The organism is Granulicella sibirica (assembly GCF_004115155.1).
Classification (GTDB): domain Bacteria; phylum Acidobacteriota; class Terriglobia; order Terriglobales; family Acidobacteriaceae; genus Edaphobacter; species Edaphobacter sibiricus.
Genome location: NZ_RDSM01000001.1, coordinates 1762082 through 1774359 on the forward strand (window position 1 = coordinate 1762082; position 12278 = coordinate 1774359).

At 57.4% G+C, this 12278-nt stretch carries 8 protein-coding genes and 1 tRNA gene; 3 read left to right on the forward strand and 6 right to left on the reverse strand.

The genetic code is table 11. From position 1 onward, the window contains the following. Nucleotides 1-45: 45 nt before the first annotated feature. Nucleotides 46-1020 (reverse strand): LysR family transcriptional regulator, encoded by a 975-nt coding sequence (locus GRAN_RS07365; protein WP_241654392.1) that lies wholly within the window; start codon nucleotides 1018-1020, stop codon nucleotides 46-48. A gap of 481 nt (nucleotides 1021-1501) precedes the next feature. Between GRAN_RS07365 and GRAN_RS26975 the strand changes: the two genes are divergently transcribed. Both GRAN_RS26975 and GRAN_RS07375 read left to right on the forward strand, forming a co-directional pair. Next, nucleotides 1502-1753 carry a helix-turn-helix domain-containing protein gene (locus tag GRAN_RS26975; protein ID WP_421800771.1) on the forward strand — a complete coding sequence of 84 codons (252 nt, stop codon included), beginning with the start codon at nucleotides 1502-1504 and terminating at the stop codon, nucleotides 1751-1753. 189 nt (nucleotides 1754-1942) lie between these two features. Continuing rightward, nucleotides 1943-2899: a tyrosine-type recombinase/integrase gene (locus GRAN_RS07375; protein WP_161570888.1), complete on the forward strand. Its 957-nt coding sequence runs from the start codon at nucleotides 1943-1945 to the stop codon at nucleotides 2897-2899. Between the two features lie 102 nt (nucleotides 2900-3001). Here the strand turns inward: GRAN_RS07375 and GRAN_RS07380 are convergent. Both GRAN_RS07380 and GRAN_RS07385 read right to left on the reverse strand, forming a co-directional pair. Then, nucleotides 3002-3076: transfer RNA gene (locus GRAN_RS07380), tRNA-Phe, on the reverse strand. A 297-nt stretch (nucleotides 3077-3373) separates the two neighbouring features. Beyond that, entirely contained in the window at nucleotides 3374-6874 is a 3501-nt protein-coding gene (locus GRAN_RS07385) for a TonB-dependent receptor (protein WP_241654393.1), read from the reverse strand. A gap of 763 nt (nucleotides 6875-7637) precedes the next feature. Between GRAN_RS07385 and GRAN_RS07390 the strand changes: the two genes are divergently transcribed. Then, entirely contained in the window at nucleotides 7638-8861 is a 1224-nt protein-coding gene (locus tag GRAN_RS07390) for a pyridoxal phosphate-dependent aminotransferase (protein ID WP_128912280.1), read from the forward strand. 65 nt (nucleotides 8862-8926) lie between these two features. On the opposite strand, the gene GRAN_RS07395 is transcribed toward GRAN_RS07390, so the two are convergent. The 3 genes from GRAN_RS07395 to GRAN_RS07405 all read right to left on the reverse strand — a co-directional run bounded on the left by GRAN_RS07395 (nucleotide 8927) and on the right by GRAN_RS07405 (nucleotide 11967). Beyond that, the gene (locus tag GRAN_RS07395) at nucleotides 8927-9418 is read right to left on the reverse strand and encodes a Rid family hydrolase (protein ID WP_128912281.1); all 492 of its coding nucleotides are present in this window, start codon (nucleotides 9416-9418) and stop codon (nucleotides 8927-8929) included. A gap of 42 nt (nucleotides 9419-9460) precedes the next feature. Further along, complete coding sequence (locus GRAN_RS07400; RefSeq protein ID WP_128912282.1) at nucleotides 9461-11122, reverse strand: NAD(P)/FAD-dependent oxidoreductase; 1662 nt, start codon at nucleotides 11120-11122, stop codon at nucleotides 9461-9463. A 293-nt stretch (nucleotides 11123-11415) separates the two neighbouring features. After that, nucleotides 11416-11967 (reverse strand): MerR family transcriptional regulator, encoded by a 552-nt coding sequence (locus GRAN_RS07405; protein WP_128912283.1) that lies wholly within the window; start codon nucleotides 11965-11967, stop codon nucleotides 11416-11418. Nucleotides 11968-12278: the final 311 nt, after the last annotated feature.

Here is a 12278-nt window from a genome sequence, read left to right on the forward strand (position 1 = left end):
AGCTCCGAAGTATCACCCCGATCTATCTCGTGCCAATGGTGCAACTCAACCGATGAGCGTCATCTGTGCCGCATTGTCTTTCGTTCTTTGAGATGGACGTTTCGTCGTTAAGAACGAGGCTTGGACCGATGTTGATGCGCGACTCAGAGGGGTCTCTTTGCTGTTCGCTGGGAGTTGCCTGATGAGACGCTTTAGCAGGATGGGGACGGTCTTCGGATGACGGGTCTTGTGAAAGATCACCGCTGTGTCCACAGTCCAGTCCACGCCCACGATTGGCCGGGTGGTTAGCTCTTCGTGGAGGCTTGTTCCTTCTCGGATCAACGCGAGTCCGTGGCCCTCTTTGACCAGCGTCTGCATCTCCGACGGCTGTGAAGCCCATGAGCACGCCTCGATCTCAATACCGGCCTCCCTGAGAAGTTCCACCAGACGTTTGTGAGCATCGGGGTGGCGTTGCGGGTGATACAAAACGGCAAGATTGCCCTGTAAATCGGACGGTTGCAGGGAAGCTTTTGCTGCCATCGGATCGTCACGCCGCAGGCAGACAACGAGGCGATCCCGGCGCAGCTCTTCGATGCGCAGATCGGGATGGTGCAGCGGTAACGTCACGAAGGCAGCGTCTACCGTTCCCGTGACCACTTCCTCCGCGAGGTGCATCGCGTCTCCATGCGTCGGGCGTACAGGACAGACGGGAAGCATCTCTTTGTGCAGATCACAGAAGGTCCGAAAGAGCGCTTGATCGACCAAAGGAGTTGATCCGAACCGAACCGAATTCACCTCACCTCGCTCAATTGCGATGAGCGCGTCGAGTACATCGTCGCGCGTCTCGAGCAGAAACCTAGCTAGGACCTTGAATGCGATTCCAGTGTCCGTGGCGCGGATGCGACCGCCCTTTATCTTCCGGAAGAGACGGACTGAAGCGTTCTCCTGGAACTGGCGAGCCTGAACGCTCAGATTGGGCTGCGCCGTGCGCAACTCCTCCGCTGCGGCCCGGAATCCTTGTTTCTCGAGAATCGTCAGCAAGTATCTGAAGTGGCGAAGCTCTGCCCAGTCATACATAGCCCACCGCTCGATAGGAAGTATTGACTCAAGTCAATTCCGAACAAGCGGGCGTGCTCCTCTCCGCCTGCGCAAATTCTGTCAATAGCGATACCGGTTTTCAACATGAAAATCGATTTTGGCCAAACTTACTTCAAGCGCAAGATGCTTCTTTCGAACGCGATGGCCCGAGGTGATACGTGAGACATATCACCCGATAAATAAAACGTATTAGACAGGACCCTTCTGACGAGAGAGGCTAGGCACATTTCCAGGTGTTTTCGATGCCGGATTCAAGCCGAGTTACAAGTTCGTTACTGATCCACTTGCGACCCATTTGATTTGCCGAGGCTGACGGAACGAACCAGTGTTGGATCAGACTCGCCATTTCGGACCATCGGTCACTGAATCAGCGGAGAAAAGTCCTGCAGCTGCAATGACACAACTGCAAGGAGGAGAAGAGCTTATGCCGGCGCTACAACGAGGCTTCAGCGCAACAGCTGCAAAGTTAGAGGCAATAGTGTCCAATGGACCAATTGGAAGGCGGCTCCTGAACGTCGGGGAGGCTGCCCAGTACCTGGGCGTAAGCGTGGACACTCTCCACAAATGGGTCCAGTTACGGGCGATTCCTCACGTCAAGGCCGGTCGTGCGTTGCGTTTCGATCTAGTGGCTCTCAACCGCTATATCGACGAACACACAATCGGAACCATTGACTAAGGGAGACGTCAGATGTCAGTCACAAAGATAGAAGAGGGTCTGTATAAGGTTCGCTGGAGAGAAGGAGGCCGAGCCAGGAGCGTACTTGTCCATGGATCGGCGTCTCTTGCGGACAAAGTCGAGCGAAAGAAGCTTTCACTTCGAGATGAAAACCGGCATCTCGATGTCAAACGGCAAATCAACTACCGGATGAACGACCTGATAGATCGTTATTGGGAGCAGTACGGGGTCAAGAAGAAGTCGGCTGATCGAGAAAAGAGCATTGTCGAGGGCATTCGTTCTTCACTGGGCCGAATGTTTGTGCGAGAGGTGGATGGGATGGCGGTGCAGGAGTGGTACGACAACCTGACGGATATTCGTGAGTTGGCCGTGAACACTGCGGAGCGTCACTTTCACGTCATGCACCACATGATGAGAAAGGCATCCACCATCTGGTCGACGGTGACCGGACTTGATCGGAATCCTGCAGATCAGGTGGAAGTGGAGCACATCGATGACGCGAGGAAGCGCTACCTTTCTGAGAAGGAGCTTCTCCGGCTCAAGGTGGCTCTCGACGAGCGTTTGTATCGGAAGGGCACAAAGGACATCAACCGGACGAATCTTCGTCTGAGACTGTTGGTCCTCATTGCCGTGGCAACCGGTATGCGGCGCGGGGAGATCTTTCGCCTTGAGTGGGGAGACATTCTCTACAGCGAGGGATTGATCGTCGTACGGGCAAGGCTCAAGAAAGGCAAAATACGCCTTGTCCCAATGCCACCTGAACTCGCAGAGGAGATCCGGCGGTATCCGGCTGTCATGGGGGAGGACCGCATTTTGCCCCCTGAGCCAGGTGCAACGAGTGGACGTCAGCGTGCGGACAAGAGTTTTCATGAATTGCTCGAGCGAGCAAAGATTCGAGACTTTCGGTTCCACGATCTGCGCCACACGTTTGCTTCTTGGTACATGATGTCGGGCGGTGATCTGTACGAGCTCTCGAAGCTGCTTGGGCACTCAAACATCAAGATGACGGAGCGATATGCCGACCTCGCTAGAGCGCACATCGTGAAGACAGGAAACGTCTCACGGGAACTCTGGAGCAAGATGGAACCTCGATCAGAAAGGGGAGAGAGCGACGTTGCGCAAACGAAGACAGGACACCGAGCTTGATCGCTTGGTACGGAGAAGTATCGCGTCGTATCGAGAATGTGTCCGATATGTGTCTTGAACTAAACTGAGCTAAATTTGGCTACCGCTAAGTTGTTTAGAATGTGGTGGCCAGAGACGGGATCGAACCGCCGACGCCGGCCTTTTCAGGGCCGCGCTCTACCACTGAGCTATCTGGCCTTGGTCTGCAACGAAAGAAACGCGGGACGGCCAAGATCCGTTCCTACGCCTCTGACCCCAGACTCATCCAACGAACCTGCGCCTGGAAGATTGTGATCCGGGGCAATGCTTGAGGGAGTCAGACGCCAGCGGGGAGCCGGCGTTTTCTGCTGTCCATGCAAGTATAGCAATCTCCGGGCGTCTCGCCAAACGGAGTCGACAACTTCGGGCCGGACAGCTCCATTCAGTTTGGACGAGGCGGCAGACGTGGAATGGGACGCACAAGGTGCGTCCCATTTTCCACGTGCTTGATCCACTTTAGAAGCTGAGTCGACCGCCAAGCTGGATCAAGCGGGGAAAGCCCAGGGTGCTGGTGATCTGTCCGTGTGAGCTGGAATCGACCGCGAGGGTGGGACCGTTGAACTGCGGAGTGTTGAAGGCGTTGAGCGCTTCGGCGCGAAACTCTGCGTGAATACGCTCAGTGATGACGAAGTCTTTATTAAGTGAGAGATCCGAGTTGAGATAGCCGGGGCCATAGCAGCCGCTGGTGCGGGGTGCGTTGCCATAAAAACCTGCGTTGGTGGTCGTGTAAGCGCCTTCCGCTACACCCAGAAAGTAATGATCGAGACGGCCTTCGGGTGCTCCAACCTTGCAAGGGCTGGGCCCAACAAGGCTGGGGCGGGTAACGGCATTGCCGAAGGAAGAGTTCGGATTGCTTCCCTGTCCGATGGGCAATGCGCCGCCGGACTGGATGATGGTGATGTCGTTGAAGCGCCAGCCGCCGACCGCGGTGTTGACCCAGCGATTCGCGTTGCCCATGAACTGCTTGCCTTTGCCGAAGGGAAGCTCATAGGTGACGGCAATCGATCCACGCTGAGGAAGGTCGTTGATGGAGCGGGAGTATTCGTGGGAGAGGTTGTAGGCATCCTGGGGACCATTGTTGCCGGGGTTGAGCGTGCTGCCCGCGCCCCAGAGGTTATCCCAGTTGGAGGACCACGTATACGAGGCTAGGACTGTTACACCGCGGCTGAAGGACTTCTGTACCTTGACGTCCAACGCGTTATAGTCAGAGCGGCCGTTGCTGAGCGAATCCGAGATTGCCTGATACTGAGAAAAGGGCAACAAGGTTTGATAGTTCTTGACCTTGCCGGACGCCAGCGTGGGGAAAGCGCCGATGCCTGCGTAAGCAAAGCTTGTCGCAGTGCTGGAGAGAGTTCCAGGGCCTTGACCGAGGTACTGATCAGGAAGCTGGTTGATGTTCAGGCTGTTGTAGATGTTTCGTCCATGCCCGCCAACGTATCCGATCTTGAAGGCGATTCCGCCTGCGAACTGATGATCGAGACCGAAGGAATATGACTCGTAGATCGGAGAGCGGCGGGTCTGGTCGACGACTGTCAGCGTCGTGCCGATGTTCTGGCTCAGACCATTGGCATTGCCCACGGGCTTCGTTTGCACGTTCGGAAATGGATTGCTGAGACTGGTCAGCCCGGCTGCGGAGGACGCGTTGGTGTAGGCGTTGGTGAGGCTGTTGGTGAGGACGTAACCGGGAGCGAGTGCCGGCGAGGTGCTGTATACGATCGGATAGTAGAAGACACCCGCACCGCCTCGAACAACCGTTGCGTCATCGAGCGCGTAGGCAAAACCGGCGCGCGGAGAGTACTTGTTGCCCATGTTGCCGGTCTGGGTGCCGTAACCGTTCTGACCAGCGAACTCGACGCCGCCCGTCGCTGTAGGACCTGTACCGAACGCACTGTAGGTCGCGCCACGATCGAAGCCAACCGCGTAATGATTGTTGCGCTCGTGGACGCCGGGCTCGTACTCATACCGGAAACCAAGGTTGAGGGTGAGCTTTGGCGTCACGCGCCAGTCATCCTGGAGGTAAGTTGCCTGGTAAGCGGTGGTGATCCCCAAAGCCGCGGGGATAACGAGCGATGCGCTCGTCGGGTACCCGAGCAGGATATTCGCCGCGGTGGCGCTCGTGCTGCCGTTCGTGCTCAGCAGCGACTTATCGAAGGCAAAGGTTCCGTTGCCGTTGCTGATATTCGTGAAGCTGACGCTGATAGCGCGGTACACGTAGCCAGTCTTGAGACTGTGCTTGCCAAGGCTCTTTGAGACGCCGACCACAAAGTTGCGCGAGAAGTAGACAGCGGGACCAGAGTTGGCGGTTCCTTCGGGTGAGAGACCCGCGTCTGTCGTGATCTGGGGGAAGGCGGCTTTGGTGAGGGCGCTGGTGTAGTTAGCCGGGAAGCCAAGGGAAGACTGATTGAAGCCGTTGCTGATATCCAGCGTGTTGTTCGGGAACCGGTTGAAGCCGAAGCCGACCGTCAACAGGGTGGTGGGGTTGATGGTGATGGTGTTCTGGATACTGGTGGCGTCGACCTTCCGGTACAGCAGGTAGGAGCTGGAGCTGCCAGCCAGAGATTCGAGCGAGTTACCGCCGGGCTCCTTGCTGCCGTAATGGAGATAGTAGAAGTCCGCGAGCCAGCGCGTGCCGAACTGGTGGGTCAGTTTTCCATCGAACTCATCGGCGCGATCGCCGAGCGTGTCGGCTCCGTTGAAGTTCGGATTGCCGTATGTCGCGGTCAAGTTCGCGTGCGGGTAGGTGTTGACGATTGCCTGACCTACCGGGTTGATCGAAGAAGCCGGGATGGTGTTGTTCGCGAAGAACTGTCCGGTTGCCGGATTGGTGATGCAGATGGCATCCACTCCGTCTGAGCCCTTGCCGCAGGTCGTCGGGCTGGTGACGGTTCCGATTTCGGAGAAGTTACCCGAACGCTGAAGATCTGTCGGGACGATGTAAGCATTTGTGGTGATCGGGGAACGCTGACGGTAGCCTTCCTCGGCGACCCAGAAGAAGGTCTTGTCCTTGCCACCCATCCAATGGGGAAGCGGAATCGGTCCGCCAATCGCGCCGACGTAGCTGTAGAACTCGGCAGCGCCGCGCGGCGTTGTGGACTGGGTGATACCCGTCACGGGATCCTTGTAAGGGGTGCGGTTATTGAAGAAGAGATTGGCGCCCCAATTCGTCTGGCGTGTCTCCCCCTGCAGGACGCCGTGGAGGGAACTTCCACCTGACTTCAGTGTGGTGTTGAACATGCCACCCGATGTGCGTCCGATTTCCGCGTCGTAGGTGTTGGCTTGAACCTTTACTTCTTCAACGGCCTCGATGGAGGGAATAATGACGGCGCGGTTGGAAAAGTCCGTGATCGGGACACCATCGATCGAGTAGTTATTCGAGCTGATCGGGGCGCCAGCGATGGAGATTGTGGAGGAGCCGGACTGATCCTGGAAGCGCACAAAGCGCGGGTCGCCAACGGGCGTGACGTTGTTGTCGAGCTTGGAGAAGAGGAAGGGGTTGCGGCCGGGGTTGGGGAGGTTTTCGAGCTTTTGCGAATCAATAAGCTGGCCGTTGTAACTCGTTCCGTTATTGACGAGTGGCTCCGAAGCAGTGACCTCGACGCTCTCCGTCATCGATCCAATCTGCAGCTTGATATCGAGCGGAATCGTATTTCCCGAATCGATTACGATGCCGGTGTTTTCTTCCTTCTTGAAGCCGTTCCCTGTCACGGTAAGCGTGTAGGTTCCGGGTTCTACGGCGCTGAACACATATTCGCCAGAGCCATTCGTCGTCGTGTTACGCGGAATCTTAGTCGACTGTGAAGTAAGCACAACCATCGCGCCAGATACACTGGCCCCGATTGGATCCGAGACGATTCCACGAATGACGCCGTAGTTGGACTGGGCCGATCCGGCGACAAACGACGAGATCAGTAGAAGAACAAGCAGAAGTGCGTGGGTGATCTTGTTAGCTCGAATCAAGTGTCGCCTCCAGAGAGTGTGCTGCGCTTTGACCGCAGGACACAGGTATAGGTCGTCGCCTGCTATAGAAATCGCGCGGCAAGTAAGTGAACCGAAAGATGGAATGCATGAGCTCGCTGAAGAAAGCTCCGCCCGGACCGCCCTTAAGGCGAGTAGGTGGCAGCACTGTTCTCAGTGCAATCACGGCTCATTTCATTCTTACGGCGCTGGAAAATCCTGAAGCTGGTCCATCTCTTCCATCTGCTGGCCGGAGTCGGATCCCGGGAGGGTTAGACAAAGCAGTTGCGGTACGGACAAGTACAGCGAGAGGGCGACTCCTCGTCGACGTAGGTTGCTAAACCATGGTGCGGCGGGTGAATCGATACACGGAGAGCGTGGGCCGTTTTCGTTGGTGGCCTCTAAGTCGTGCTCAAGATGCTCAATTGGGCTGTCAGGTGTTGAGTCTGAGACTATCGGCAGGTGAATACAGTGTCAATACTTATTTTGCCCAGATAGCCGCGTCCTTCAGGCCGGCACGGCAAAAGGGGAAGCTCGTCGAACGAACGTGCGCGGGAATCCTGCGTCGGCAAGAGTGTTTTCTTCCATTGTTCCGTTTGCGGCGTAACACATTTGGAGTTAGAGTAAGTTCCACGAACGCGAATATCGCGTAGTATCTTCGACCTCTGCTCCTCCCAAGCTTCCCGCTGCGTTCTCTCGCATCAGACTCCGATTCTTGTCGCCTCGACTAACATCTTGCCCGGCTAACCTCTTGAAGGAGTACCTCATGAATTCGCAGAAGATCACCAGCCCAGTTTCCCGTCGCTCCTTTATGCGCATGGCGAGCGTCGCCGCATCCATGCCGATCATGACCGAGGCTCACTTCGCCTGGGCCGCACAGCAGGCGGCTGCCAAGGCAACCGATGCTGCTCCGGCGCGCCGCACGCGGCCTGCCATGCCGCCAGGCGCGGTGCTTATCAATGCCAATGAGAATCCACTCGGCCCTTGTAAGGCCGCATGCGACATCATCGCGGCCATTGCGCCCAAGGGCGGTAGATACGATATCGATGGAGAGACCGGCAAGCTCACCAAGACCTTCGCGGAGCAGAATGGCCTGAAGGAGAACTACATCGCGGTCTATGCCGGATCGAGTGAGCCGCTGCATTACTCCGTTCTGGCATTCACGTCGCCGACGAGAGGCTTTGTTACCGGCGACCCCTCGTATGAAGCAGGCATGCGCGCCGCGCAGGTTGCCAAGGCGAAGATCTCGAAGGTGCCTCTGACCGATACGCATGCACACGACGTCAAGGCGATGGTTGCGGCAGATCCGAACGCCGGCATTATCTATATCTGCAACCCCAATAATCCCACCGGTACGCTGACCACCAAAGAAGATATCGCCTGGGCGCTCGAGCATAAGCCGGCTGGCTCCATCCTTCTCGTCGATGAGGCGTATATCCATCTTTCGGAGGCTCCGAATGTGCTGGACATGGTGGCTGCCGATAAGGATCTGATCGTGTTACGCACCTTCTCGAAGGTGTACGGGATGGCGGGCATTCGTTGCGGACTTGCAGTTGGACGTCCAGACTTATTGGCGAAGCTGACGCCTTACGGCATGAACGCGATGCCTATTACGGGTTCGGCTGCTGCCAACGTCAGCCTTCTCGACACGGACCTGGTGCCGACACGCAGAAAGATCATTGCCGATACCCGCAACGATACCTTCGCGTGGCTCACGGCGAATAACTACAAGTTCATTCCATCGCATTCCAACTGCTTCATGATCGATACCGGCCGCAACGGTAAGAGCGTTATCAGTGCGATGCAGGCCAAGAACGTCTATATCGGCCGCACCTGGCCGATATGGCCGAATATGGTTCGCGTGAGCGTGGGAACTCCGGAAGAGATGGCGAAGTTCAAGGTTGCGTTCAAGCAGGTAATGGATGCCCCCGCGACGAGCGCAGCTATGCGCGATCCGTTTGCTGGAGTGTCATTTCCTGAACTCTCGTAGAGAGATTCGCCAAGGCAAGTAGAAAGGGGAGCCAATGGCTCCCCTTTCTACTTGCTCATAACGACTTACTTGCTTTTGACGGCGATCACTTCGATTTCAAGCAACGCCCATGGAGCGGCAAGCGCAGCGACCTGCACAGCGGAGCGAGCCACCTTGTTTGGCTGATCCTTGGTGCCGAAGTACTTCACGTACTCGGACTGCATGCCTGCGAAGTCAAGCTTGCCACCGTTGGCTGGATCGCCCGCAAGGAAGACCGTCATCTTGACGACATCTTTCATATCGAGACCCTGCGCCTTGAGAAGCGTCTGAATCTTGGCGAAGACACTTGCGGCCTGAGTCTTGGTGTCTCCGTAGACCGCTGGGGTTCCCTTGGCGGTATCTGCCGGAGTGACAGGCGAGGCGAGTTGGCCGCTGAGGTAAAGGGTGTCGCCAGCCCAGACGCCATCGGCGATCGCTGCCTTCTCGTTGGGTTGCAGGTGCTTGACGGTTGTCTGCGCGTGGATGGCGATGGGAGCAACCAGCATCGCGGCACTAAGAACAATCTTCGTGATCTTCATAACTCTCCTGAGGTCGATATTAATGAGACTGATTGGTTGTAACTAGGCCGAAACGATTGAGGAGGCTGTGGTGGCAAGCTTCGCAGCCTTGACGCGCTCGCTGATCAGCTTGACCGCACGCAGGGAGCTGAGCGTGGCGCCCTCCTGCCAGGCGACGATGTGGCTGACGTGGCATCCGGCAAAGAAGATCGGGCCATCGGGCTGAATGAGGGTTTCGTAGCCTGGGCTTACTGGGCGCGGAGCGGTTGGGTCGGACGGGCCGCCGGCGCGCGCGCCGCGGCCTGGCCCGTCCCCTGCTGGCGGGCCATAGGAGCGGATCCACGAGCCTTCGTTGTATGGAATCCGCTGCCAGCCGACATAGATGGGCTTCTCGAGTTCCTTGCCGTGGCCCGGATGCAGGCGCTCGATCGACTTACGCGACTCTTCGAATTTCTCCGGAATCGTGAGCTTGCCGAAAGGAGACGAGGTCTCGTCGGTATAGCCCGAAACAACGACACCGCGTTCGGAGAAGATCTTCGCCGAGGGAAACCAGATGGGACTACAACCTACGTTGACGAACTCGAGGCCGCCATAGATGTTGTAGTCCTGCTCCCAGAAACGGCGCGATTCCCACGCGACTTTGTAGGCGTTGGCGTAAACGCTCTCCTCGATGACCTTCTTGTAAGGCGCGGAGAAGTCGTTCGGCGTCTTCTTGAGGATCGTGAGGGGCATGGCGCAGATGCAATAGTCGGCCTCAATCTGCTTCGCCGAACCGCCCTGCATGTAACCGATCTTGACACCCTTCGCGGTCTTCCGAATCTCACTTACCGGCGAGCTGTATTGAACGATATCTCCGAGTGACTTGGCGAAGGCATACGGGATGCGATCCATGCCACCCAGCGGCTGGAACATGGTGGCCTGCATGTCGAACTGCTCCTCGAACAGCATGCCCTGCCAGAAGCTCTCGTCGAGCAGCGTGTGCATGTCGATGGGCTTTGAGAGTACGCCCGTCTGGTCTCCCGCGCCCGCCGTCTCAAGATAGCCGGAGCGGTCCGAACCGTTGTACTTGCCAGCCTGGTCGAGCGGTCCGTACAGACGCAGGAACGCGAGCATGCGGTCCTTATCGTCCTTCGACATCTCGGAGTCGAGCGAGCCTCCACTCATGGCCTTCGACAACAGCTCCGAGACGTGACCACGGGTGTCATTGATGGCCTGGCGCTGCACGACGGGCTTGCCGCCGTTGGCATTATCGTTCTGCAGAAAGCTGGAGCGAGTCGTGTTGACTTCCACCTCGAGCTGGACGCCGAGCTTTTTGCAATAAGCAAGGATATTGGGGTGGATGGATGGAAGGCGGGCTGGTCCGACGTTCTGGTAGTTCCCTTCGTCGAAGCTACAGGTCTGCGTTGTGCCGTCCACAAACTTGATCTTGTCGCCGCCGCGTACCGTCCAGTTGCGGCCACCGGGGCGCTCACGCGCTTCAAGCACGGTGACGGTGTAGCCCAGTTGCCGCATCTCATAGGCCGCCACGAGACCGGCGATGCCGCCGCCGAGGATCACCACCTTCACGCCCGCTCCCGAGCCCGGGGCCGCTCCGAGAGACTCGTGTGTCACCAGACCTTCAGCGCGCGCGGGCATAAGACCCAATCCCTGCATCGCTACAAACGCAGCGCTGTATCCGCCAGCCTGCCCTACGCGCATTAGAAAGTCGCGCCTGGAAAATTCCATGAAACACCTCATCAATCAGAATCGGAATGCGTTGCTTGCTGCGAGAGACTCGTGCGGGAGGAAGACGAAGTTATCCTTCCGCACGACGTGGAGAAGCATGCTCGGGTAGCTCAGGAATAAGGCAAACGATGGTGAAGTCCGGGAGGTAGAGGGCGTGGAAAAGCTCAGATGCCCTTCAAATAAACGGGATCTGCGCAGGTTTTTTCTAAGGTTGTTACCCGACTGTAACCTATTTCCGCTGGGATCTCCACGTTTTTCCAGAGGCCGGCAACAGATGCTCGCAGGGAAAGGACTTAGTCCGTTGAAGCCGGTTCCGGGAAAGTTGGGAGGTCGAAGAGATCGTCCATATCGCGAACAGGCGAAGGGGCTAACGTGAGTTGCGGACGGGTAGAACGCATCGGGCGAATCGATCGCACTTGTCCTCCGCTCGGGACCGTTGCAGGGCGCGATAGAAGGGCGTGAAGATCCTGTAGCTCTTTACGGATCCGGTTCCATTTGCGCAGGTCGGTGTTCGCGGGCGAGGGTGAAGCTTCGATCGCAAGCGCGAGCTGTGGTTCTTTGCCTTGCTGTTCCGACTTGAAGACCTGGCGTGCACCGGGGATGGTGTAGCCCTCGTCGTAGAGCAGGCGCTTGATGCGGAGAGCCATCTCGACGTCGCGCCGACGGTAGAGACGTTGGCCGGTGCCGCCCTTATTTGGTTTGAGCTGGGGAAACTCGGTCTCCCAGAAGCGAAGGACGTAGGCGGGCACCTGGCAGAGCTTGGCGACGTCGCCGATGCGGAAGTAGAGCTTATCCGGAATCTCGGCGCTCGAAGGTACTCGGCGGATTGGCTCGTTCTGGGCCATGAATGTCCGGCCGCCGTGCAGGTCGAGCGGCTTGAGCGTAAGTATAGGACAACATTGGGGGGGATTCGCGGTTTTTTGTCGCTGGACGCGTAGTCGATACGGGTCGAGCGGATGTGGCATCCAAGGAGTCCAGGAGAACGATATGCCACAGAGTACACACGATCGCGTTGCAGAACTCCATAATCTGGCTGCACATGCCCATTCCGCGGCCGCTACGGCGCATGGAAAGGGCGAGTATCTGAGTGCGCACGAGTTGACCAAACAAGCGCATGAGCACTCGTTGAATGCACACAAACATTCAGAAGAATTGG